The sequence below is a fragment of the Anaerolineales bacterium genome (assembly GCA_030583885.1).
In the GTDB taxonomy this organism is placed as follows: domain Bacteria; phylum Chloroflexota; class Anaerolineae; order Anaerolineales; family Villigracilaceae; genus Villigracilis.
On sequence record CP129480.1, the window covers coordinates 3,152,588 to 3,173,784 of the forward strand.

Sequence of the window (21,197 nt, forward strand, 5' to 3'; positions counted from 1 at the left end):
ATGGGCAGATCAACCATGAGCCAACAAATGATTGACAAACCGACTTCGACCGCTCAGCAATACGAAATTCGCCTTAAGGGCCACCTGGATGCCCATTGGGCTGACCGGTTTGAGAACCTGACCATCACGCTGGAAGACATTGGCGACACGCTTCTTTCTGGACTTGTAGCTGATCAAGCGGCCCTGCATGGTTTGCTCAAAAAAGTGCGCGATTTGGGTTTGCCATTGATCTCGGTCAATCAGGTCCAATTCGACGAAACTCATCCATATCATTCAAAACAAGGAGAAACAAAAATGAATTCCATTAATAAGATAGACATGAAAGTCCTGCTCTCGACCCTATGGATCGTGGTCATGTTCAACATGCTGAAAGCGGATATCCTGTCACTGAACATCCCCGACGCGGCGGAAGAAGTGGCAAGAACCTCCACCAGCACGGGCGCATCGATTCCCCAACTGATGTTGATCGGCGCGATCCTGGGACAACTCGCCATTGCCATGATCATCCTGTCCCGCGTGTTGAAGTATGGTCTCAATCGCTGGGTCAATATCGTCGTGGGCATCGTCACCATTGCTTATATCTGGGGCGGCATGGCGTCGTATCCCCACTACGTTTTCATCGCCACAGTCGAGACTCTCTGTCTGTTGCTGATTGTCTGGTTTGCATGGACCTGGCGCAACGTCGAAGCCTAACCTATTCAAAGTAAACTACCACCGCCATAGGCGGTGGCTTTTGGCGAACGTTCTAGCCATGTTGAACTCAAGATAAAGAGTCTTCAATCCGTCGCAACCAGTCCTATCTATCACTCGTGTTGATAATGAAGCCACCATTATTTCTCCATGAATTACTACCACGGTAGAACCTTTTCATGGCACCACTGCCATAGGCAGTGGTTTTGAAAGCTAATAAAAGGAGCAAACATGAATACCTTGCAGAAATCTGGCGGTATCGCCGCCCTTTATATGGCAGCTGCCCACTCGATCGGAATCGTTATCTTTATCGTCATCTTGGATGTTCTCAGTATCAGCGACCCGGCTCAAAAGCTCGCCATGAACATCGAAAAACAGACGGTCATCTTCTCGACCAACCTGCTCATGTACGTGTTCTTTGGCTTTGCGCTGATCGTCCTGTCGCTGGCGTTGTATGACCGCTTGAAGTCCGGCGCACCGGTGCTCATGCAGGTGGCTACGGCGATCGGAATCATCTGGGCTGGCTCGCTCATTGCCAGCGGCATGGCTGCAAATGCGGGACTCGCTACTATCGTCGCGCTCTACGCCAAAGACCCGACCCAGGCCGCGTTGACCTTTCAGGCAATTGAGTCCATCACAAACGGGCTGGGCAACGCTAATGGCGAAATCCTCGGCGGACCTTTGACGCTGTTGGTCAGCCTGGCGGCGATGCGGACAGGCGGGCTTCCCAAGGGGCTGAACATCCTTGGCGTGTTGGTCGGCGCGGTGGGCATCATCACGATCATCCCAGCGCTGAACGCTTTAGTCGCTGTGTTCGGCCTGGGTCAGATCATCTGGTTCGTCTGGCTGGGGATCGCCATGCTGCGCAGCAACCGAAGCACGGTGGCGCAAAAAACAGATGCGTTCATGTCGCGCCACAGCACAACAAACATCTAGACTTCAAGTTTCAACAGCAAACAAGAGTATTGGAGAGGTTGACTCTCAACCTCTCTAATTTTGAAAAGAAAAGAACAATGGCATGAAAAGGAGAGAAAAAATGAATAAAGCAAAACAATTTGGGGAAACTGTGGAAGGTTATAACATCCCCGTTTTAAACGAGCGGGAAATAAGAGCTTCGGCAGGGATACTCTATTTTTTTATGTTCCTGGCCTGGATGTTGGTTATATTTAATGAGAATTATTTTCTGATCAAGTTTGTTAACACGATCTTCCTGACAGATTTCATCATACGGGTATTGATCAGTCCCAAGTATTCTCCTTCATTAATAATCGGGAGGTTGATCGTTGGCGGTCAAACCCCCGAATATGTCGGCGCGGCCCCAAAAAAATTTGCCTGGAAGATCGGTCTGGTGCTAGCCACGATCATATTCCTGCTGTTGGTAGTAATGAATTCAACCAGCTTCATTACCGGGATCATCTGTCAAATCTGCCTGTTTTTCTTATTCTTTGAAGCTGTGTTCGGCATTTGTTTGGGATGTAAATTTTATCCAATGTTTCATAAAGAAAAAACGCAATACTGCCAGGGTGAAATTTGTGATGTCAAGGCAAAACAAGAGATTCAGAAAACGTCGTTACTGCAAAAAGGCGTTTTGATTGGATCTTTCGCTTATGTGATAGCAGCAGCGATCTTGTTTAACAATAGTTTTAGCGCAAAACCGACTGACTTGTGGGCTATCGTGAAATCTTTTTTTTCAATATAAATATTGTTAGCCCGCTTTCTTATACAAAAGTTATCAGGAGAAAAAATGTTTATAGATATTGAAACAAAGCGATTGATATTAAAGTGCATTGATCAAAGTGATAGGGATTTCATTTTTGAAGAGTATCAGAATGATTTTATTACTAAGTATCAATATGATGAAGACCCTATGACGAGTATATCTCAAGCAGATGAATTAATTGATTTCTATACTATGGTTGAGCCAAGAAAGCAAAATAGATGGGTCTTAATTGATAAAACTACAAATACAAAACTTGGAACATGTGGTTATCATTTGTGGAATCCTGACAATAAAGAAGTAGAAATTGGTTTTGAGTTAATGGAACAATACAATGGCAAGGGCTATATGCTGGAAGCTATAGAAGCGATCATTGAATTTGCAAGACATAAGATGAAGGTGGAAAGAATAAATGCGATTGTATACATTAAAAATAAAAACTGCATAAAACTCTTGGAAAAACTAAGATTTATTAAAGTGGGTGAAGAGAAAACTGAATTTCGAGGTCAAATATATCTTCATAATATATATGCATTGAAAATATAACCTAACTTGAAAAGTAATCCTGGAGCATGACATGAAAGCAATTGTTTACACAAAATTTGGTCCGCCCGAGGTTCTTCAACTTCAGGAGATGGAAAAGCCCATTCCGAAAGTGAATGAAGTCCTGATAAAAATATTCGCGACAACCGTCGTAAAAGAAGACCCAGACATGCGGGCTTCCCCGGGATTTAATGGATTCCTGAAGCCCAGAAATCCGATCCTGGGGCAGGAATTGGCTGGGGAGATCGAAGCTATCGGCAGAGATGTGACCCGCTTCAAACCCGGCGACCAGGTATTTGGTTTCGACATGTTTGGCGCGTATGCAGAATACAAATGTATGCCTGAGAGCGGGGCGTTAGCCATCAAGCCGGTCAATCTGAGCTACGCAGAAGCCGCCAGCGTCCCGAATGGGGCATTAACCGCGTTGCCTTTCCTGAGAGATAAAGGCAAGATCCAGAGTGGGCAGACCGTGCTGATTTATGGCGCTTCCGGATCGGTTGGCGCTGCGGCGATACAGCTTGCCAAGTATTACGGGGCTAAGGTGACCGGGGTATGCAGTACATCGAATTTGGAATGGGTCAAATCTTTGGGAGTCGATCAGGTGATCGATTACACCCAGGAGGATTTTACCGAAAACGGCAAGACCTATGACATTATTTTTGACACGGTAGGCAAATGTTCGGTTTCAAAGTGCAAAGACTCGTTGACGGATGAAGGCATTTTTCTGACAACAGTCCCAACGCCGATGGGGATACTGAACGCGATATTGCCTGCCAAACGCAGAGGCAAAAAAGTTGGATTTGTGGCGGCAGGATTGAGGTCCGCAAGTGAAAAGATCAAAGACCTTGTCTTCCTCATCGAGTTGATTGAGGCGGGGAAGGTCAGTCCGGTCATCGATAGGTGCTACCCATTGGAACAGATGTCCGAGGCGCACAGGTATGTGGAACAGGGACACAAAAAGGGAAACGTCGTCATTACAGTAGAACATAATGCCAAAATCTGACAAGTGTACGCTGTTGACAAGGAGAAAAAAAATGAACATCAAGAAACTGGTCGTTGAATTTGGAACCGTCTTCGCAGTGACCCTCGTCACCGTCGCGCTCGTGACGTTTCTATGGAACTTCATCGGGCATGGAGAAAGCGCCGTGGACTGGGAAATCAGTTTCCGTTTTGCGACGATTTTCGGCGTGATCCTGACATAGGTAAAGTCGCGAGAGACCAAAGAAAAATAGAGTTTTCAAAAATCAAGGACAACAGAAAGAAGGAAAAAATGAAAAGGATCATTATATTCACAATCATTTTGATGGCGCTGACAGCCTGCGCGTCGCCCCAGACTCAGGCGGGGTTGCCAAATCCCGCCTCGGTCTATTGTGAGCAGAACGGGAACAAACTCGAAATTCGCACCGCGCCCGATGGCAGTCAAAGCGGAGTATGCATCTTTCCCGATGGAAGCGTCTGTGACGAGTGGGCTTATTACCGCGGAGAGTGTGGTCCCGCTGTCGCTGAGGCAACCGTAGACGCCAGTGGAGGCGATGCAGGAGGAACCAACCCGGGCAGTTCCATGCCGCCCGGCGCAACGGAAGAGATCGTAGACTGGTGGGGCGTCATCAAGAGTACAGAGCCCGGCGCGCAGTATGATGATTACTTCGAGCGGCAGGACTTGGGACAGATCATCTACTTTGGTATCGATTCAATGGACCCGGCGGTAAAGTCCCAGATCGAGGCGTTGCGTGACAGCGGCAAGGTTGTCCATATTTATGGAACATTAGTGAGCAACGTGCCTGACTACAACAGCTCGCAGATTCTCGTAGATCGCATCGAGGTTGAAGAGTGATTATCGAACGTGAACCGTTTGATGTTTGCCAACAGGAATGGATACGATGACAAATTCGCTCGTTAAGATTTTGGTAATGATTGGCAGCAGCGCTTCCATTGGCTTTGGGGTATGGCACTTTTTCGTACCCCAAGCCTGGAAGTGGTATTCCTACATCGCCAGCGGTGCGACAGAATTGGTAGCCGCTGTCCGGGCGATCAACGCATTCTTTTCCCTATCCCTGGTATTGTTTGGCGTTGTGAACATCCTATTGGTTTATGGAGACAAGTCAAACAGGTATTCGATCATCGTGGTGCTCGCCGCAACCTGTGTTTTGTGGATCACCAGGGTGGCATTCCAGGTGATCTACCCGCAAGGTTCGCTGTACCCGGGTCTCCAATACGGGATGTTGTCAGCCTTTGTGATCGTTACTCTGTGTTACCTGATCTCTTTACTGAGCGTCTTGTTCCAAAAATTCCCTGTGTAGTCATTGTTGTCCCAGGCAGAATAAGCCACGGCATGGTCAAGGAAACGCGAGAGGAATTTCACATGGAAAACAAAATGTTGTTCATAGGCGCGCTGGGAGCATTCTTTTTAGCGACCGCCGCCACCCTGGTATCGGACATGCACGGGATTGGGGATTGGTTCATCTCTTCCCTCCAGTCCAGAAAGTACGCTTTGAACCCGGCGCCCATCTACGCTGCGCCGTACACGATCGCGGGTTATTTCGGCGAACCTTTTTTGATCCTCTCCATCGCCATGCTTACTGTGGGTCTCTATGGAAGCTGGCTGAAATACCACAAGTCCATTGCGCTGATTGCCATGCTCATCGGCATCCTGTACATATTGGAAAGAGTATTTTGGAGTTACGTCACCATCAATTTCGCCAACAGCATCCAGATTCATCCGACGATCCATGATTACACCGCGCTGACGCAGGCGGGTTTCTTGAAAGGACTCGGCGCCCTCTTTGGCGGGCTGATCGGCGGCTTCGGATTCTCCACCGCCCTGACAATACTTTTCGTCAGCATCCGAAGTCCTTATGGCATTGCAGGCGGATTGATCGTTATTGCCGCGATGTTGATCGGCATGCCTGCAAAAATATATTTCATGAATCATGTTTCTTCCGCAGTGTTGACCATCTTCATCATTAGCATGGTCATCAAGAACTTCGGCATTGTGCTTATGGGAGTGGGGTTATTGATGGAGTCTTTGCAGTGAAAGAGGCAGGTCTATAGGTCTGCTATCCCCATAATAGACATATCAGAATACGATTCGTTGAATTAATGCACTTTCCAACATGAATGTAGGTTGTTGAATAGTTGATCCTGGGGATATGAAACGACACCGCTCCCATACCCCTTCCCGTGACTCCTTATCATGTCGGCTGATAGTTGAACTATCAGCCGATTTTCATTTCAAAAAGGAGATACACATGTTCAATTTGTACAAACGCTTCATCCGCGAAGAGGATGGTCAGGACTTTGCCGAATACGCCCTGATTCTGGGTGCCATCGGCGTGGTTGCCATCGCTGTGATCGCCCGCTATCGCAATGAACTGATCGCCGCCTTCGAAGCCGGTATCGAAGCTCTGCGCATGGCGCGAGGCGGATAGAGATGTTCCGCTGGAAGGAAAAGGGGCAGACGATGGCAGAGTTCGCCCTGGTCATGCCGATTCTAATTCTGCTTATGTTCGGCATGACCTTCGCCGCGTTCTATGCCTTCCGATCCGCTGCCACGGACTGGGGCGTGTTCATCACGGGCGTTGCTTCAGGTTCATACAACACACCCGCCACCGAACACGCCCGTGACAATGTTTTATGGCCCGACCTGGCAGATCGCATAAATGCCGGTCAGACCGGCCCACGTCAGGTACGTTCGCTGATCAGCGTGGAGGACTCACGTAATTGGATCTTTGGCATCCAACTGATCGAAGCTCAACGCGCAGAGACCAACTTTCGCCTGTGGCGTTTCTATCCCGGTCCGCCCCCTTCGGGAGGGTTCGAATGAAAGCACGTCATCGAATAGGCGAACGCGGACAAGCTCTGGCAGAGACCGCCTTGTTCGCCATGTTGGCAGTCATCATGGCATTTGGTCTGCTGGCTTGGATACCCACACATCGAGCCCGCACCGCAGCGACCGCCGCTGCCTATGCCTGCTCACAGTTCCTGTCGCAATCGCCTGATCCGGCACGCGCCCGAAACAATGCGGTGAATGTCGCCTGGCAAACCCTGAATGCGGACTGGTCCGCCACGGCGGGTGTGCAATATCGGGTGCAGGTCTCGCCGCCCGGTGGACCGGGAGAGCCAGGTCAGTGTCTGGTCTCGTTTCAAGCGCCAACCTTATTCGATGGTTTGTTTGGTTTGAGTCAAAGCGGATGGAACAGCGAGTGGTTCATCTCGCGCTCGGAGACCTGGAAGGCAAAGTGGCGATGAAGATCAAACTTAACGAGCGCGGACAATCTGTTGCCTTGTTCGCCATCCTGATGCCCATCATGTCGCTCTTTCTTTTGGGCATCCTCGATTACATGGTGACCAACGCGCGCGTAATGGAGACCGTGGCAGCCGCAGACCTTGCTGCTCATGCCGGCGCACAGGAGATCACAGTCTTGCCGGATGGGACCATCACCGCCACTACTGCTGGCAACGGGATCGCCGCTACTTACTTCAATTCACAGCGACCGGGGTCCGCGCACCTTACCTCGGTCTCCTGTGGACGACATCAAGGGCGCCCTGCCTGTTATGTCACTGCTCAAGTTCAATCGGCGGGGTACTTGTTCCCCGCCCGCTGGGTGACCGTGCGCGCCATTGGATATCTGGCGCATGGCGTGACCCGCGAAGATCAATAATTTTTTTGGAGAAGAATGAAATCCCTTTGGAAAACAATCCTGGATGGATTGACCTATAAAGACCTTGCCGGGAAACGGCAACCCCGCATTTACACCGTTGTCACCGGGCTGATCCTGCTCCTGCTTTTAATGGCTGGAGGGATGGCAGGATTGAATCGATATCTGTTGATGAGCCGTGTACAAGCAACTCCGGAAGCAGTCACCCTCCCAACACAGACGATGGAGCCAGTGGCAACGGAAACCATTGTGACCGGCCCATCGGGAGCTGTGGATTCGTTTGGCTGTCCAACGGATTCGTCGGAGTGGTCCTTCACACCGACCATGATCAGCGAGAATTACCAAATCATCCAGCCGGCTTGTGTATATCAAGGCTTGGAGAAAACCATTGCATGGGCACTGGCAATCCGTGAAGGATATAGTCGCGCTGAAGCCACAGAACTACTTGGGTTTAGCGAAATGCCCATGCGACAGATGGAAACCGTCACCCTTCCCAAGGATGCAAATGATCTTGTGGATGTGCCAGTCAGTTTCATCCCACCCAATCCCGATTTCAAGGAATGGCGTCTGAATGCCAATGGCAAAGCGGCGGTAGCATATGGACTACGCGGCTGTTTCGAGACATCCTCTGTGAAAGGCAATCGTGTGGAGATTTGGGGCGGTGAATATCCGGTAATCTGTCTGGTGGTGGAGGATGCCGAGAATACTCACATCCTCTATGCAGTGAATAATCACATCTACACTGCGCCCGCCACACCCATGCGCTCCTTCCTGCTCTTTGGGTATTTGGGTGATGGACAGTGGGTTTGGTTGGGAACACAGACGGAACCCAAGTTGGAGATCACTAATGCAAAGGAAAATGCCAGCGACCGTCTAACCGTGGCGACCTTATACGACTCCCAGCCTTGGGATGCCAAGTGGCTGAGTAACACTTATCATCTTGACATGCAAACGCTGCCGGAAAACTGGCAGTCTCTCACGGATGAAAACGAGAAGCAGTATATCCTCTCCGTGTTATCGGGAGCCGCGCCATGAAACGCGCCAGTCTATTTCTTCTGCTGATCGTCCTGATCTCCGTTCAACCTTTATCCGTCCTGGCACAGTCTGCCCCATCCTGTTCCTTTCAACCGGATGGAAGCATCATTTGCACAACAGGTGGAGGAAATGAAGGAGGCGGAGAGGAAGGCGGTGGAAATAACAATAACAACAATGGCGGTGGCGCTTGCACACCCGGCAATCATCTGGCATTCCAGGTCGTTGAATATTATTCGGAAAGCAGTTCCTGCAAGGTGTTTCCCATCCGGGTGGATAACTGCACCGGGCAGGTCCTGCATATCATCGAGCAGCCGGCAGTCATGCCTTGTGAACTGCCCAATACCACGCCGCCTCAACATCCCTGTACATCGTTCTCTGTGACGGCTGGCGGTATTACCTGTGCCAACAGCGGCTGGAACGTAAGTGCGCGTGTTACGTTTCCCGAGATCTATCTGGATGTGCGCCCCTATCCTGCGACTCTTGTTCGCTGGCCTACCGTTGTCCGCAATGGCGGTATGCCTGAATCCTCCGGATCAGGTGGCGTGAACTACATTCCCAATGGCGGCGGATCGCCCAGTCATCCACAGGTGGGCGACTGGCAAAATCTACGCCTGATCCTGACCTTGCGACCTGCTGGTCCCATGTTTGTGACTCTGCCTCTGATTGGAGACCTGATGTTATCCAATGGCGCAAGCCAAACCATTCAATGGGAAGTACCATCCCATCCGGCTGTCGGAGCGACCACCCTCGCAGGCAGTGTCAGTGGACTGGATGAACTCCCCGGAGACATGCCCCTGTTCGTCGGAAACGGACGCGCTCCGTACAAGTTGTTCTGGGAGTTGCGTTATCAGGAGTATGAAGCCATCGAGGGCTGTCTTGCCGGTCCGAATGGCAACGGAAATTACAACTGCGGGGGCGGAACCGGACATCGTGGCATCACTGGTTATGAATGGAAAACCCAGTCCAGCGGAGGCGAGATTCCCCCGTCAGCAGTGGCAAATCTACCTGCCGCGAGAATGGCGGATATCAACAATGATGGCACGCCGGACGCATACTGGGATACCAACCTAACCCTGCGGCGCATGGATGATGCCGGCAGTATCAGCAGCCCACAATACCAGCGCTCCTGGAATTGGGGCGGAATCATCTATTGGGCAGTGCGTGAAGGGCAGGGACAGATTGGCTGGCCGGGGCAATAAATTCCTCCGAAACCTTATTACAACAGAAAGGTATGCATTCCTTACATGCATACCTTTCTGTCATCGTGTGTAGTGAGTTTCGATGGTCTTTAGCGCATTGATAATCCCGTTTTCATGGATGATCTTTTCTCTGAGAGCAGTTGCCCAGTTCCGTAGAGACAGATCATGAACCCCAAGATCAATCGTGTTTCGTAAACGCTCGATGGACATCCTTTTAAACGGAATGGGATGAGGTCCAACGCCTAATTCTGCACTCAGTTTTCCCCAATAAAACTGATCGAACACAAATGGAATCACACAAGAGGGCACGCCTGAGCGGAGTGCATAGGCGGTCGTGCCAGAACCACCATGATGAAAGATCATGGACATGTGTGGAAATAACCAACTATATGGGGCATATTCGATCTTAAATACATTCTCTGGCAGGGATATGTTCCCCAGCCCTCCCCAGCCCGAGTGGAGAATGCCGCGTTGTCCACTTCGCTTCAAGGCTTCCAAAATAATCTCCGTAGTACGGCGCGGATTCTTGATCGGCATACTTCCAAATCCAATAAATACAGGCGGCTTGCCGGCATTCAGGAAATCCAGCAGGTCATTGGGAGGCTCCCAGTGTTTCTCTTCAGCGAACCAATAGCCAGTAATGTGAATATGCTCATTCCAATCGGCAGGACGCGGTACGACGTGTTCACTGAATCCATTCAGAATTGGGATTTTCTGAGTTCCCAGTTGTTCAAAATATCCTTTGAGAGGGAGAGGTGGAAGTTTAAGAGTTTGTGTGCGCCATTCATTGATCACCGAACGAAATATCTGCCACAAAACCCTCTCCCCCACAGAATAGGTCATTCGGTTGTATCCGGGCAGAGGCAGGGGTGGAAAACCCATTAACGGCATGGTATTTGTTCGAGCCAACGGAATGACAGACGCCAGCATCATCGGCAGGTTGTATTTTTCTGCCAGATCAAATCCATACAAACCGCCGGGCAGTTGATTGATGATGAGGTCTGTTTCACCCAAATGCGGATCAGATAGGCTTCGTGCATATCCTTTTGCGAGGCCGGTGAAAGAACGCACCAGCCCCAACATATTTGCCCCGCCATCTGCCACCACTGCCTGTGCATCTCCAGGGATGGGTTGAAAATCCAAACCCAGTTCAGCAATTAAGGAAGCAAAACTCTCAAATGTAATAAAGCGGACTTGATGCCCTGCGGATTTCAACCCGCTGCCAAGTATGGCATAAGGCTGAATGTCACCACGGGAACCTAGGGCAAGAATGGAGATATGCATGGCAACTAGATCATACCTTCCATAGTGCCTGGCAATCCAGATCATCACAAGCCGTCAATGATCTTTGTAACATGGGCAGCCAGACGTGCGTCCAGCGTTCATTGATTCCTCCACGACAGTATTCTGTGGCAATATAGACACCCATTACAACGCACAAACGGTAATCATCCAACAGTCGCTCCCATGTGTAGTTGGAAACCCCGTTTTGGATAAGCGTTTCATGATACCGCCTGAGAATTGGCATTTCATATTGCCTGCGCAATTCCACATCCCAATCCAGCACGATGGCATAGGCGAGATCATAGACTCCCAGCCAGGTGGTCAGGCTCCAATTGAAGGGCTGGCGGTCAATGATATAAAGCGGACGATCACCATCTCGCGGCACAAGCACATTCGATGAACCAACATCGCCGTGGATAAAGGTAAAACCATTCAAGTCTCTGGATCGTTCGATCAATACCAATGGATGTTTGGCGTATAGTTCGTGCAGAAGATCCGCCCAATGCGGTTTTAGTTCCGCAGAAAAATGTTCAAGGATGTGCCCCGCGCCCGGTTCAGCGATCTCAACAAAGTTTCGGATGTGCTGCGCATCATGCCCACTCGTGCCTGCCACTTCCAACCGAGCCTTTCCCCACCAACGGGCATGCAGGATCGCCAATCCCTCGGCAAGCGCCAGACCATATTCGAGTGTCGGTTTTTTGTCGTAGGCTTCAATGTGCGTTTCAGAAACATCCTCCAACAAAAGGTGATAACGATTGAGCTCCTGTGAATACGCAGCGCCATAACAGCGCAACATGGGAGCATTCTTCACATCCACATAATCTCGGGTATAGTAGGCGACTTCCGAGTCGCTAAAGAACTCACCGTCCCCCAAATCGGTATCCACCATTTTGAGGAAGAGATGTCCCGGCAATGCCCCTTGTGCGTCTTCGGTATACGTCACTTTCAGGTTCGCGCTTGTGGACCAGTTGCCCTGACCTGTGCCGAATTCGAATGATTGCACCGCACCTTGGGTTAATGCTCTGCTTTGGGTGAGGACGGAGGTCAGCCACTCGGTGGTGATCTGGTCGAGGTTGGTGATGACGTTTGTATTTTTCATTTTGGCTGGGTCCTCACAAGCATCCATACACTCACTATGACCCAGGCACCAGAAAGCAGGGTAACAAGGATGGTAAGAGTGCCAAGATCTGGCGCCCTGTTAAGTAACGCCATGATGCTGGTGTTGTTCTCGGGTAACAATTTTAAATGTATAAAAGCTAACAAGCCCAAGTTGATCAGTAGGCTGATCAACTTTCCCCAAGCATTGTTTTTGGACATTGGACGTTTCCACTGACGGAGATACCACACCAACCCACCCAGTAGAAGTAGCGTCAATCCGCTGAAAATCGGACGGGAATAACGGACGACGAAATCTTCGCTGGGGGCGAAGTAGTAAGCATCAGCGCCGTGCGCTATCAGGGTCACATCCCATGCAAAATCCCGATAGACCGATGCGATGGTAGGGTCATTGGTATTCATCAATAATACAACGCCGTAATCCAACCCGGGAAGCAGGAGCGCAACAGATTTGTAACCCTTCCAGTCGCCCTCATGCCAAAGGACTTGCTGATCGTCCGAAGGGGTGATGTTTGTTCCAAGGGTTTGCAGGAAGTCGGAGTCGAACGCAGCCGGGGAATGGAACCAGCCCATAGCGTAGCTATAGCCGGGTCCGATCTCTGCACCGGGAGTATGGAGCTGCTTTATCCCTTCGGGAGAGAGCAGGATGGCTGATTCTTCATCCAAGTGAGCGATCAAATAGCGGCTCATATCTTCCGCGCTTGACCATAACCCGAACGCCGGCAAGGTAGCTGTTGTGTAAAGCATGTTTTGGTCAAGTGCCATCGGAACCCCGAAGATGGGGTAATAGCCACGGGATGCATTCCCTGACCGGGCGCTTTCCAATGAGGTGTATGAATGGGTCATGCCCAGCGGAGTGAAAATATTTTCCTCAATATAGGCTTCGTATCTTTGTCCCGCCACTTCCTGGATCAATAAACCAAGCAGGCTGTAATTGATATTGGAATATCCCCAGTCTTCGCCTGGTTTGAAGTTGAGTTCGATACGAGACAAATCCCGCACCCCGGTTTCCAACCCATCCGGAGTATTCGGGCGCAGGTTCATCTCGTTGCCTTGATATTCGTTGAAGCCGCTGGTCTGATACGCCAAATGCGCCACTGTGATCTCCGATTCGCCTTCGCCTTTTACATCAAACCAGGGCAGGTATTTTTGCACCGGGTCATCTAGGTTAATCTTCCCATCTTCGACCAGTTGCATGATGCCGAGCGCAGTGAATGACTTGCTGACCGATGCCAGCAGGAAGGGCGTATCAGGCGTAACCGGGTCGCCATCGGGGTTTGCAACCCCGTATCCATTTAGGTATTCAACCTCCCCATTGCGGACGATGGCAATAGCCAACCCGGGGATCTTATAGGTTTCCATTTGCGTTATCAGAAACGTATCAAGACGGCTTGCGTAGTCAACCTGTTGGAAGTTTGACGCAGAAACCAAATTGTACGAAGCAAATGAAGCAAAAATCAAACCCACTGCGACAAGACAACTGATTGCATTATGAATGTACCGATAAACCATATCTTTCTCCTCTCAGCTCGCCAAATAATAAACAATTAATTTTACACAAAATAATGAAAATTTATCCTTAAAACCAAGATGATTTTTTGGGATCAAGATTCTTTTCCATATTATGGACTTGTGAAACTTAGCTGTTGTTCAAAAATAATGGGCATGGTTATTTTTATGGTGGGCTCTGAAATCCGGTCAGGGATGATGAGCAACATGTCGGGATCCAGCAGGTCATTGTTGGTTAAATCGGCATCGGTGGTGATCTCATTCTCACTTATCTCAAAACGGCTGGCGATGGCAAAAAGCATATCCCGGCCTTGGGTGTAATACAAACAAACACTGTATCTTGCGTTGGAACACAAGTTGCCGCAACTGAAGGAGCAGCAGAACAAAAAGCTGCGCTTCATAAGCATCTAAAAAATTAAACCGGATGGGAAATTTCAGGTAATGCCAGGCTGCGGTACATGGCGTCCATTTCTTCCGGAGAGTAAAGCATTTTATTATCCAACCACCATTTGACCAGAGTTAGAAAGCTGCCAGCCAGAAAGTTCGCCATGACAGGCGCCGGGACTTCATATGTCTGTCCGCTGGATTGCAATTTCTCCTCGATTTTTTCACTCATGGATTTTTGCAAGTGCTTGGTCAGGATATCCACACCGGAAGTCCATGACAGCGCACGAAATAGGTTTTGTTGTTCCTGAATATGCTGGAATAAACCAAGACTGGGGAAGAATGGATTCTGCTCGACGTGTTCCTGGGGGAGATGACGGCTGAGCGCTTCGAGCAGCCGGTCCAACTGGCTGACGAATAATTCTTCCTTGTCCCTGAAATGCGAATAGAACGTGGAACGCCCCACATTCGCCCGCTCGATCACATCCCGGATGGACATCGCCTCATATCCTTTTTCCAGCAATAGCTCCACAAAGGCATCGCTGATCAGTTGGCGTGTACGCTGGCTGCGCCGGTCGTTCTTATCGTTCATTTGATTCTCCAGAACTGAACATTTTGTCGATTTTGTCCAGTAGTGAACATTCTACCCGGATTGATGATTGATTCCATGACCTGCCATCGCTAGAATTCAATAAAAAAACAAAGAGGTCAAAATGCATTCTCATTCTCACTCGCATGAAACACCCGCGCAAACCGAGGGACGCTTGATCCGCTGGGCGTCTTTCTATGACGCTTTTACAACCCTCCTGACACTTGGACATGCTGGCAAGCTGCGCACCATGACAGTGGATCTTGCCCAACTCAAGCTGGGTGAAAAGATTCTCGATGTTGGCTGTGGTACTGGTGGCGTGACCATCCCAGCCAAACAGCGTGTCGGAAGCAATGGTCAGGCTGCAGGGATCGACCCTGCACCAGAGATGATCGCCGTTGCGAGCAAGAAAGCGGCTCGCGCGGGACTTGAGATTGATTTCCGCGTCGGTGTGATCGAGTCTTTACCCTATCCAGATGCTTCATTCGATGTAGTCACTTCCAGCTTGATGATGCATCACCTGCCGCATGAGGTGCAGGTCAAGGGTTTTGCGGAGATCCGCCGCGTTCTAAAACCTGGCGGGCGTATTTTTATCGCGGACATGCTGCGTTTGAGCAAGTCCCTGCATGACCGTCTATTTGCTACATTGACCTTTCACGGTGGTCGGGTAGATCGGTTTGGCATTCAAGACCTGCAAAAGAAACTGGAAGAAGCAGGTTTCGAGAATGTCCAGTTATTGGATGAAAGCATTTTGACGATAGGGTTTTTACGGGCGATAAAACCCACCCATTAACTTTATATACACCTATCACAAGTGTGATGTTTGTCACTGGAAATAAAAAAAACCTTGAACTAGAATATCGTCCGTATCCCCCCTGGGGGGATACGGACGATATTATGTTACCGTTGAAAGGTTGAGTCAAAATGGGCAAAACAAAAACTCCCCACAAGCACGAAAGCAACGACGCTGTACTCAAACGACTGGCACGCATCGAAGGACATGTGCGCGGCATCAAGCGTATGGTGGAGGAAGATACGGAATGCCCGGATGTGCTTGTGCAAATTGCAGCAGTACGTTCCGCGCTCAACCAGGTAGGGCAGATCATCCTTGAAGACCATCTAAAACACTGCATGGTTCGCGCGGTGAAGGATGGGGATTTCGAAAATGCGATGAGCGACTTGAAACTTTCATTGGATCGGTTTATCAAATAAAAAAACGCGCCTTAGGGCGTGAGACATTACCAAAACGGAGAGGCAAATGAAACATTCTGAAGAGCACAAACATGATGAGCACGAACATGACCACCCTCACCCTCATGAACATGCAGATCATGATCACTCACACGACCATGACCACGACCATGAGGATGGACATTCCCACTCCAGCAATCCTGTGATCGCCTGGCTGCAACACTTATTTATGCCTCACAGTCACGGACATCAACAAGCTGCGCTTGATCCCACTCTGGCAACAGATCGCGGTATGTGGGCGCTGAAGGTTTCTCTGGTTGGTTTGCTTGTTACAGCCACTTTTCAAGTTGTGATCGTTGCGATCAGCGGCAGTGTGGCGCTTCTCGCCGACACCATCCATAACTTTTCGGATGCATTGACAGCGATTCCGCTTGGGCTGGCGTTCTGGCTTTCGCGCCGCGCCCGTAACCGCCGCTATACCTATGGCTACGGACGCGCAGAAGATATTGCAGGCGTCATCATTGTAGTTATGATCGCTTTCAGCGCAGGGGTGGCGATCTATCAATCCATTTTGAAAATTATCGATCCCCAGCCGCTTAGCAACCTTGGGTGGGTGGCTGCCGCTGCCATTATCGGCTTCTTCGGAAACGAACTTGTAGCGGTCTTGCGAATTCGGGTCGGCAAAGAGATCGGCTCCGCCGCGTTGATCGCGGATGGCTACCATGCCCGCACCGATGGGCTTACCTCACTGGCAGTCTTGGCTGGCGCGATTGGTGTCTGGCTGGGTTTCCCGCTCTTTGACCCGATCATTGGTCTGGGAATCGGCATTGCCATCCTTGGTATCGTCTGGAAAACCGCAGTGGATATGTGGCATCGCATGATGGATGCGGTGGATCCTGAAATCTACGAAGAATTCAAGCATACTGCCTCCCATGTAAAAGACGTCTTGGATGTTCATAGCACAGCCATTCGCTGGCTGGGGCATCGGCTATATGGCGAAATGCACATCACCGTGAATTGTCAGTTGACCACCTTGCAAAGCCATTTCATCGCTGAGGAAGTGCGTCACAGTCTTTTCCATAAATTACCCGCCCTGGTGGAAGTAGTGGTGCATGTCGATCCTTGCGAGTGCGATGAGACGGTGGATTATCACCCGACCAAACATCATGTCTTTCTGCCCGCAGCAGACTAAACAGGAATCTTTAGAATCAAAAACGCAGACTCGTTGAGTCTGCGTTTTTGATTCTAAACTTTTTATCTGAGAAAAATCAAACCGTAGACTCCTGCGCTAAGAATTACCACAGCAATCGTCCATTTGGGTTTGGATTGAAAGAGCGCCAACAATCCAAGAGCGAAGATCACCCAGGCATGGATACCAATCAGTGTTTCGCTCAAAATGCCAAGCGCGGTGGCAGCGATCAACCCGACCACCCCAGCAGTCACTCCATCGAGAAAGGCATGGACTGCGGTGTTCTCGATCAACCGTTCCACGTAGTCATGCCCGATCATCGTGAAGGCAAAGGCGGGGGCGAATACGCCAAATGTGATGGCAATCGCTCCCAATGCTCCGCCGCCGAGATAGCCAATGAAGGTCGAGAAAATAATCAATGGTGCAGGCAGCAAACCAGACAGAGCTAACCCATCCAGAAATTGCGCATTGGTCAACCAGCCGCCGATCTCAACGGCATCATGCTGTAAAAATGGGATGGCGGTGTATGCACCACCAAATGTAAGCAAGCCTGCTCTTAAGCCAGAGAGTAGCAAACTGCCCGGGGTGGGTGAACCACCCGAAGTCAGGGAAGAAGCGGGTTGTAATGTCAACAATGGAATCCATCCGAGCGCGGTTGCAAATATCCATGCAGCGAATCCAACTCCAATCCCCATCGCCCATTTTTGTTTTTCGCGTTGAGCAAGAGCATACATGATTCCCGCAACCAAAAGAATGATCAGGAAGTTCACTCCCAATAATTGGGCGATGCCTGCTAATAGCGCGATGCCCCACAACCAGCGGTTGGTATGAAGTGCATGACCGCCAATGCGATGCACGGCGCGGACAATCAGCGCGGCGACGGCGGGTTGCATGCCAAGAAAAGCGGCTTGAAATAACGGAGAGGTGATGCCATAGGCGACATAGAACCACGAGAGCGCGAACATCAAGAGAAAGCCGGGCAGCATGAATGCCAGCCCTGCCAGAAACGCGCCCATGCGCCCGCGTGAAAGCATTCCAAAATAAACGCACAACTCATGTGCTTCGGGACCAGGTAAAACCTGATAGACCGCCAGCACGCGATTGAAGCGTTCGTTGCTGATCCATTTTTCATCGTCCACCAATTCCTGGCGGATCATGGCGATCTGCGCAACGGGACCGCCCCATGCCAACAGACCGAATTTCAGGAAGCGCCAGAATAATTTTGGATATGATTCGTGCGGAATGTTCGAGAGAGGGGTGTTGGTCATGATACTCCTAAAGTAACGGCTTATGCATCTAAAAGCGTCATTGCACGGTGAGTCTTGGGCAGAAATGCATACACTTTATTATGCTCTGCGTCGAATGCGATGGTGTGAGCGCCCCGTTCGGTTTTTACAGTTTCCAGTTTTCGCAGTTTGGTGGTATCGAAAACATCAATGACACCGGGGTCGCCAATGGCGACATACAGATGCTGTAAAGCAGCGTTGTAAAAGATGACATCCGGCGTACCGCTCAACTCGGCTTCACGTTGGATTTTGCCTGTGGATGCATCCAACGCAAACAGTCTGCCCGCATCACAGGCGCAGAAGAGTTGATTGCTGGCTGGATCGAGATCGAGTCCATGCGGACCTTTGGCTGGAATCGCCATCGAGCGAGCGACACGTGTCGGGTTGGCGGATTCGATTACCACAATCTCAAACGGGTCGGCGATGTTGACGTAGAAACAATCCGAGTTTGAATCGAAGATCGTCCAGCATGTGCGACCCGGCACCGGGATGGAGTGAATCATCTCATGGCGTTCCACATCCACAATCGAAACGGTGAACGAGTTAGGGATCTCAGGATTGCCGACATTCGCGGCGAGAAGGTGCCCGCGCTTGGGGTCGAAGGAGAGTCCGTTTGGGCGGATGCCGACGCTAATTTTTGTTGCGCCAGCATCATCGTCCGGAGAAAAGATCGAAACGGTGTCCTCACCGCGATTGGATGTGAAGATGAGATTGCGTTCCTCCGAAACGAGTGCTCCGGCAACACCAGTCAGATTGGGAATGGAACGCAGGTAGCGGTCGGATGCGCAATCAATCACATCCAATGCATCATTGGATGTATGGGCTACATATAACAAGTGTTTGGCAAGATGTACGGCGGCATGATCAAAGCCGCCATCCTGTTGATGCTCAGGCATGTCAATATATCCCTGTAATTGTAGGCTCATGTTAAATCCTTTGTTCAAATCGTCCCGATGGTTCTACGAATTCCGGGTACGATATACCTTATCCTTCGAGACGATCATCGTCTGGTTCACTTGTTCCCTTTGGCAACTTCCAGGCGACACCAGGCATACAAGGCATCGTAGACCTCAAACTGGTGCTCAAGGTTTTCCATGTCCTCAGGGAAGCGCAGGCTGTACCCGCTGGCAATCGCTTCGAGTCCGCGCGCGATCGGGTCTTTGTCAATATCTTCTGAAACATCGGCGGCATGGACGATCTTTGCGAGCCGCAACAGACCGGGTTCCTTGAGTCCGTATTTGAGGATGATGGACTCAAACGAACAGCGCCCATCTTCGCCATGACCTAATTCCACGCCGGGCGCGTCGAAGGGTATGGCATCTTCCTCTTTGGCAACTTTTTCGATCTGATTGGTTGGTACAAACAAGAACTCCGCTTCGTTGTCGATGAAGCGGGTGATGAGCCACGGGCAGGCGACTCGGTCAACATGCACATGCGAACGGGTGATCCATTTCATAATAATTCTCCTTTATGAATTTTGATCAAAGGCTTTTGACAAGGCTTTTGAGATAAGCGATGATCGCATCGCGAGCCTTTTCGTAATCCTCGCTGACAGGTGGGACATCCTCCCACCGCTCAACAATGGTCTTCTGTTGATATTCGGCTGGCAAATCACAAAACGAAATTACTCTTTGCGCCGAAACGACTTCTTGAAGGGACAACATTTGCGGCGTCGTTTCAGTGGAGGCAAGCCTGTCTTGTTGAAGACCAAGAACTGTTTTTGGCAATAGCTCAGGATCTGGGTTCGTGCCCCGCGCCAGCGCAACAAATTCCAAGCCCCTCTCCTGAGCCAGTTGGTTGAAGTACGCAGCGGCGATGATGCTTTTTGCCGCACCATGCTCGCAGACAAAGATGATTGTTGGAGTTGAATGCTTCATGCTTTCCTTTGAGGTTAATGTTCACCGGTGGATAGCTCTGCGTACAGAGCTTCATAGATCAGCATACCGCGTTCCAAGGCTTCATGATCATCCCGGCTGATGCGCCGCAGACCGCGGCAAAGCAGGTCCAAGCCATAGGCGGTGGGTTCGACGTTGGCTTCCTGGACGATATCCGCTTCATCGATGATGCTGGCAATGCGTATCAGTATGGGATCCTTCAATCCGTGTTCCTTTAACAAGGTGTGGAACGTGCAATGTCCCCGGTAATGGGAAAAGCGCACTCCGGGAATATCGAACGGTTCCGCGCCTTTAGGCAACGACTCTGTGCCTGCCGGGATAAAAAGAAACTCCGCTTTGGGATCGATCCAGCGGCGAATGAGCCAGATACACGCCATGCGGTCCACGCCGATCTGTTCCCAGGTAACCCATTTCATTGTATTTTTCCTCGCAACACTAAAAGTCTTTTCTTGACCTGTCTGCCAATCTCTGACCGAAAATAATCCCGAGTCATGATCTGCTGGTACTCTTGTGAAGCCTTGGAGAGGTCAGGTTGTTTGCGATCCAATAGTTTCAGCAGCATCTTGTACTCCGAATCGACTTGTTGCCTGAACTTTTCCACCAGCATATCCTCTGATTGCCCAAGAATTAGATTTGATCTCCAGAGGGCGACCTCTCCCTTCATCTCCTGTATCTCAGCCACCAGCCATTGAAATTGTTCGGCGGTTTTGGGTGTATCCGGCAAAATCCACACGGCTTCATTTAGCAGGATCGCCCCAAGCCGCTTCAATTTGCGCCAGACGTAAACGCGCAGGGCGGATGGTTTGGAGGGGAGCTTGTAGTGGAAGAGCAGCCAGGTGGTCATAATGTAACAGTGGTTACATTTTACTTCATATTTTCCAAGAAGAGTTGGTAATTTTCAAGAACAAGATG

30 protein-coding genes are annotated in these 21,197 nt (G+C 50.2%); 18 read left to right on the forward strand and 12 right to left on the reverse strand.

The window, feature by feature from the left end; genetic code table 11:
• Nucleotides 1-9: 9 nt before the first annotated feature.
• Nucleotides 10-264: a hypothetical protein gene (locus tag QY332_15705; GenBank protein WKZ35059.1), complete on the reverse strand. Its 255-nt coding sequence runs from the start codon at nt 262-264 to the stop codon at nt 10-12.
• Nucleotides 265-294: 30 nt separating this feature from the next.
• On the opposite strand from QY332_15705, the gene QY332_15710 reads away from it, so the two are divergent.
• The 15 genes from QY332_15710 to QY332_15780 all read left to right on the forward strand — a co-directional run bounded on the left by QY332_15710 (nt 295) and on the right by QY332_15780 (nt 9,842).
• The gene (locus tag QY332_15710; GenBank protein WKZ35060.1) at nt 295-693 is read left to right on the forward strand and encodes a DUF6326 family protein; all 399 of its coding nucleotides are present in this window, start codon (nt 295-297) and stop codon (nt 691-693) included.
• 228 nt (nt 694-921) lie between these two features.
• Nucleotides 922-1,626, forward strand: a complete 705-nt coding sequence (locus tag QY332_15715) for a DUF4386 family protein (protein ID WKZ35061.1) — start codon at nt 922-924, stop codon at nt 1,624-1,626.
• A gap of 100 nt (nt 1,627-1,726) precedes the next feature.
• Nucleotides 1,727-2,389, forward strand: a complete 663-nt coding sequence (locus QY332_15720; GenBank protein ID WKZ35062.1) for a DUF4395 domain-containing protein — start codon at nt 1,727-1,729, stop codon at nt 2,387-2,389.
• 45 nt (nt 2,390-2,434) lie between these two features.
• Complete coding sequence (locus QY332_15725) at nt 2,435-2,953, forward strand: GNAT family N-acetyltransferase (protein WKZ35063.1); 519 nt, start codon at nt 2,435-2,437, stop codon at nt 2,951-2,953.
• Nucleotides 2,954-2,984: 31 nt separating this feature from the next.
• A complete protein-coding gene (locus QY332_15730) occupies nt 2,985-3,953 on the forward strand; it encodes an NAD(P)-dependent alcohol dehydrogenase (protein ID WKZ35064.1) in 969 nt (322 codons plus the stop codon).
• A 31-nt stretch (nt 3,954-3,984) separates the two neighbouring features.
• Nucleotides 3,985-4,152, forward strand: a complete 168-nt coding sequence (locus QY332_15735) for a hypothetical protein (GenBank protein ID WKZ35065.1) — start codon at nt 3,985-3,987, stop codon at nt 4,150-4,152.
• Nucleotides 4,153-4,220: 68 nt separating this feature from the next.
• Nucleotides 4,221-4,784, forward strand: coding sequence for a DUF333 domain-containing protein (locus QY332_15740; protein WKZ35066.1), 564 nt, complete (start codon nt 4,221-4,223; stop codon nt 4,782-4,784).
• A gap of 46 nt (nt 4,785-4,830) precedes the next feature.
• On the forward strand, nt 4,831-5,250 hold the full coding sequence (locus QY332_15745; GenBank protein ID WKZ35067.1) for a hypothetical protein: 420 nt from the start codon (nt 4,831-4,833) through the stop codon (nt 5,248-5,250).
• Nucleotides 5,251-5,312: 62 nt separating this feature from the next.
• Nucleotides 5,313-5,984: a hypothetical protein gene (locus tag QY332_15750; GenBank protein ID WKZ35068.1), complete on the forward strand. Its 672-nt coding sequence runs from the start codon at nt 5,313-5,315 to the stop codon at nt 5,982-5,984.
• A 214-nt stretch (nt 5,985-6,198) separates the two neighbouring features.
• A complete protein-coding gene (locus tag QY332_15755) occupies nt 6,199-6,378 on the forward strand; it encodes a hypothetical protein (protein WKZ35069.1) in 180 nt (59 codons plus the stop codon).
• Nucleotides 6,379-6,380: 2 nt separating this feature from the next.
• Entirely contained in the window at nt 6,381-6,773 is a 393-nt protein-coding gene (locus QY332_15760; GenBank protein WKZ35070.1) for a pilus assembly protein, read from the forward strand.
• Nucleotides 6,770-7,198: a hypothetical protein gene (locus QY332_15765; GenBank protein ID WKZ35071.1), complete on the forward strand. Its 429-nt coding sequence runs from the start codon at nt 6,770-6,772 to the stop codon at nt 7,196-7,198. Before QY332_15760 ends, QY332_15765 begins: the two co-directional genes overlap by 4 nt.
• The gene (locus QY332_15770) at nt 7,195-7,611 is read left to right on the forward strand and encodes a pilus assembly protein TadG-related protein (GenBank protein ID WKZ35072.1); all 417 of its coding nucleotides are present in this window, start codon (nt 7,195-7,197) and stop codon (nt 7,609-7,611) included. Before QY332_15765 ends, QY332_15770 begins: the two co-directional genes overlap by 4 nt.
• 15 nt (nt 7,612-7,626) lie before the next feature.
• The gene (locus QY332_15775; GenBank protein ID WKZ35073.1) at nt 7,627-8,643 is read left to right on the forward strand and encodes a hypothetical protein; all 1,017 of its coding nucleotides are present in this window, start codon (nt 7,627-7,629) and stop codon (nt 8,641-8,643) included.
• Nucleotides 8,640-9,842, forward strand: a complete 1,203-nt coding sequence (locus QY332_15780) for a hypothetical protein (protein WKZ35074.1) — start codon at nt 8,640-8,642, stop codon at nt 9,840-9,842. The genes QY332_15775 and QY332_15780 overlap by 4 nt, the downstream gene beginning before the upstream one ends.
• A gap of 60 nt (nt 9,843-9,902) precedes the next feature.
• Here QY332_15780 and QY332_15785 read toward each other — a convergent pair whose 3' ends face one another.
• The 5 genes from QY332_15785 to QY332_15805 form a co-directional block, all read right to left on the reverse strand.
• Nucleotides 9,903-11,126 (reverse strand): glycosyltransferase, encoded by a 1,224-nt coding sequence (locus tag QY332_15785; GenBank protein ID WKZ35075.1) that lies wholly within the window; start codon nt 11,124-11,126, stop codon nt 9,903-9,905.
• A 10-nt stretch (nt 11,127-11,136) separates the two neighbouring features.
• Nucleotides 11,137-12,225, reverse strand: a complete 1,089-nt coding sequence (locus tag QY332_15790; protein ID WKZ35076.1) for a hypothetical protein — start codon at nt 12,223-12,225, stop codon at nt 11,137-11,139.
• Entirely contained in the window at nt 12,222-13,604 is a 1,383-nt protein-coding gene (locus QY332_15795; protein ID WKZ35077.1) for a serine hydrolase domain-containing protein, read from the reverse strand. Before QY332_15795 ends, QY332_15790 begins: the two co-directional genes overlap by 4 nt.
• Nucleotides 13,605-13,864: 260 nt before the next feature.
• The gene (locus QY332_15800; GenBank protein WKZ35078.1) at nt 13,865-14,053 is read right to left on the reverse strand and encodes a hypothetical protein; all 189 of its coding nucleotides are present in this window, start codon (nt 14,051-14,053) and stop codon (nt 13,865-13,867) included.
• A 113-nt stretch (nt 14,054-14,166) separates the two neighbouring features.
• On the reverse strand, nt 14,167-14,727 hold the full coding sequence (locus tag QY332_15805; protein WKZ35079.1) for a TetR/AcrR family transcriptional regulator: 561 nt from the start codon (nt 14,725-14,727) through the stop codon (nt 14,167-14,169).
• Between the two features lie 121 nt (nt 14,728-14,848).
• On the opposite strand from QY332_15805, the gene QY332_15810 reads away from it, so the two are divergent.
• From QY332_15810 to QY332_15820, 3 genes are all read left to right on the forward strand, one after another.
• Nucleotides 14,849-15,517 (forward strand): class I SAM-dependent methyltransferase, encoded by a 669-nt coding sequence (locus tag QY332_15810; protein WKZ35080.1) that lies wholly within the window; start codon nt 14,849-14,851, stop codon nt 15,515-15,517.
• Between the two features lie 131 nt (nt 15,518-15,648).
• The gene (locus tag QY332_15815; protein ID WKZ35081.1) at nt 15,649-15,936 is read left to right on the forward strand and encodes a metal-sensitive transcriptional regulator; all 288 of its coding nucleotides are present in this window, start codon (nt 15,649-15,651) and stop codon (nt 15,934-15,936) included.
• A 46-nt stretch (nt 15,937-15,982) separates the two neighbouring features.
• Complete coding sequence (locus QY332_15820; GenBank protein WKZ35082.1) at nt 15,983-17,107, forward strand: cation diffusion facilitator family transporter; 1,125 nt, start codon at nt 15,983-15,985, stop codon at nt 17,105-17,107.
• Between the two features lie 62 nt (nt 17,108-17,169).
• Here QY332_15820 and chrA read toward each other — a convergent pair whose 3' ends face one another.
• From chrA to QY332_15850, 6 genes are all read right to left on the reverse strand, one after another.
• Nucleotides 17,170-18,372, reverse strand: coding sequence for a chromate efflux transporter (chrA, locus tag QY332_15825; GenBank protein WKZ35083.1), 1,203 nt, complete (start codon nt 18,370-18,372; stop codon nt 17,170-17,172).
• A 20-nt stretch (nt 18,373-18,392) separates the two neighbouring features.
• Nucleotides 18,393-19,316: a YncE family protein gene (locus QY332_15830; protein WKZ35084.1), complete on the reverse strand. Its 924-nt coding sequence runs from the start codon at nt 19,314-19,316 to the stop codon at nt 18,393-18,395.
• An 86-nt stretch (nt 19,317-19,402) separates the two neighbouring features.
• The gene (locus QY332_15835; GenBank protein WKZ35085.1) at nt 19,403-19,846 is read right to left on the reverse strand and encodes a chromate resistance protein; all 444 of its coding nucleotides are present in this window, start codon (nt 19,844-19,846) and stop codon (nt 19,403-19,405) included.
• A 25-nt stretch (nt 19,847-19,871) separates the two neighbouring features.
• A complete protein-coding gene (locus tag QY332_15840; GenBank protein WKZ35086.1) occupies nt 19,872-20,267 on the reverse strand; it encodes a hypothetical protein in 396 nt (131 codons plus the stop codon).
• Nucleotides 20,268-20,281: 14 nt separating this feature from the next.
• Nucleotides 20,282-20,701, reverse strand: coding sequence for a chromate resistance protein (locus tag QY332_15845; protein WKZ35087.1), 420 nt, complete (start codon nt 20,699-20,701; stop codon nt 20,282-20,284).
• Nucleotides 20,698-21,129, reverse strand: coding sequence for a hypothetical protein (locus tag QY332_15850; protein ID WKZ35088.1), 432 nt, complete (start codon nt 21,127-21,129; stop codon nt 20,698-20,700). Before QY332_15850 ends, QY332_15845 begins: the two co-directional genes overlap by 4 nt.
• Between the last annotated feature and the right edge of the window lie 68 nt (nt 21,130-21,197).

Bases quoted from the DNA above. Each gene is read 5' to 3' on its own strand.
- QY332_15705 (WKZ35059.1), bottom strand. From the start codon at position 264: ATGAGTTTCGTCGAATTGGACCTGATTGACCGAGATCAATGGCAAACC.
- QY332_15710 (WKZ35060.1), top strand. From the start codon at position 295: ATGAATTCCATTAATAAGATAGACATGAAAGTCCTGCTCTCGACCCTA.
- QY332_15715 (WKZ35061.1), top strand. From the start codon at position 922: ATGAATACCTTGCAGAAATCTGGCGGTATCGCCGCCCTTTATATGGCA.
- QY332_15720 (WKZ35062.1), top strand. From the start codon at position 1,727: ATGAATAAAGCAAAACAATTTGGGGAAACTGTGGAAGGTTATAACATC.
- QY332_15725 (WKZ35063.1), top strand. From the start codon at position 2,435: ATGTTTATAGATATTGAAACAAAGCGATTGATATTAAAGTGCATTGAT.
- QY332_15730 (WKZ35064.1), top strand. From the start codon at position 2,985: ATGAAAGCAATTGTTTACACAAAATTTGGTCCGCCCGAGGTTCTTCAA.
- QY332_15735 (WKZ35065.1), top strand. From the start codon at position 3,985: ATGAACATCAAGAAACTGGTCGTTGAATTTGGAACCGTCTTCGCAGTG.
- QY332_15740 (WKZ35066.1), top strand. From the start codon at position 4,221: ATGAAAAGGATCATTATATTCACAATCATTTTGATGGCGCTGACAGCC.
- QY332_15745 (WKZ35067.1), top strand. From the start codon at position 4,831: ATGACAAATTCGCTCGTTAAGATTTTGGTAATGATTGGCAGCAGCGCT.
- QY332_15750 (WKZ35068.1), top strand. From the start codon at position 5,313: ATGGAAAACAAAATGTTGTTCATAGGCGCGCTGGGAGCATTCTTTTTA.
- QY332_15755 (WKZ35069.1), top strand. From the start codon at position 6,199: ATGTTCAATTTGTACAAACGCTTCATCCGCGAAGAGGATGGTCAGGAC.
- QY332_15760 (WKZ35070.1), top strand. From the start codon at position 6,381: ATGTTCCGCTGGAAGGAAAAGGGGCAGACGATGGCAGAGTTCGCCCTG.
- QY332_15765 (WKZ35071.1), top strand. From the start codon at position 6,770: ATGAAAGCACGTCATCGAATAGGCGAACGCGGACAAGCTCTGGCAGAG.
- QY332_15770 (WKZ35072.1), top strand. From the start codon at position 7,195: ATGAAGATCAAACTTAACGAGCGCGGACAATCTGTTGCCTTGTTCGCC.
- QY332_15775 (WKZ35073.1), top strand. From the start codon at position 7,627: ATGAAATCCCTTTGGAAAACAATCCTGGATGGATTGACCTATAAAGAC.
- QY332_15780 (WKZ35074.1), top strand. From the start codon at position 8,640: ATGAAACGCGCCAGTCTATTTCTTCTGCTGATCGTCCTGATCTCCGTT.
- QY332_15785 (WKZ35075.1), bottom strand. From the start codon at position 11,126: ATGCATATCTCCATTCTTGCCCTAGGTTCCCGTGGTGACATTCAGCCT.
- QY332_15790 (WKZ35076.1), bottom strand. From the start codon at position 12,225: ATGAAAAATACAAACGTCATCACCAACCTCGACCAGATCACCACCGAG.
- QY332_15795 (WKZ35077.1), bottom strand. From the start codon at position 13,604: ATGGAAACCTATAAGATCCCCGGGTTGGCTATTGCCATCGTCCGCAAT.
- QY332_15800 (WKZ35078.1), bottom strand. From the start codon at position 14,053: ATGCTTTTTGCCATCGCCAGCCGTTTTGAGATAAGTGAGAATGAGATC.
- QY332_15805 (WKZ35079.1), bottom strand. From the start codon at position 14,727: ATGAACGATAAGAACGACCGGCGCAGCCAGCGTACACGCCAACTGATC.
- QY332_15810 (WKZ35080.1), top strand. From the start codon at position 14,849: ATGCATTCTCATTCTCACTCGCATGAAACACCCGCGCAAACCGAGGGA.
- QY332_15815 (WKZ35081.1), top strand. From the start codon at position 15,649: ATGGGCAAAACAAAAACTCCCCACAAGCACGAAAGCAACGACGCTGTA.
- QY332_15820 (WKZ35082.1), top strand. From the start codon at position 15,983: ATGAAACATTCTGAAGAGCACAAACATGATGAGCACGAACATGACCAC.
- chrA (WKZ35083.1), bottom strand. From the start codon at position 18,372: ATGACCAACACCCCTCTCTCGAACATTCCGCACGAATCATATCCAAAA.
- QY332_15830 (WKZ35084.1), bottom strand. From the start codon at position 19,316: ATGAGCCTACAATTACAGGGATATATTGACATGCCTGAGCATCAACAG.
- QY332_15835 (WKZ35085.1), bottom strand. From the start codon at position 19,846: ATGAAATGGATCACCCGTTCGCATGTGCATGTTGACCGAGTCGCCTGC.
- QY332_15840 (WKZ35086.1), bottom strand. From the start codon at position 20,267: ATGAAGCATTCAACTCCAACAATCATCTTTGTCTGCGAGCATGGTGCG.
- QY332_15845 (WKZ35087.1), bottom strand. From the start codon at position 20,701: ATGAAATGGGTTACCTGGGAACAGATCGGCGTGGACCGCATGGCGTGT.
- QY332_15850 (WKZ35088.1), bottom strand. From the start codon at position 21,129: ATGACCACCTGGCTGCTCTTCCACTACAAGCTCCCCTCCAAACCATCC.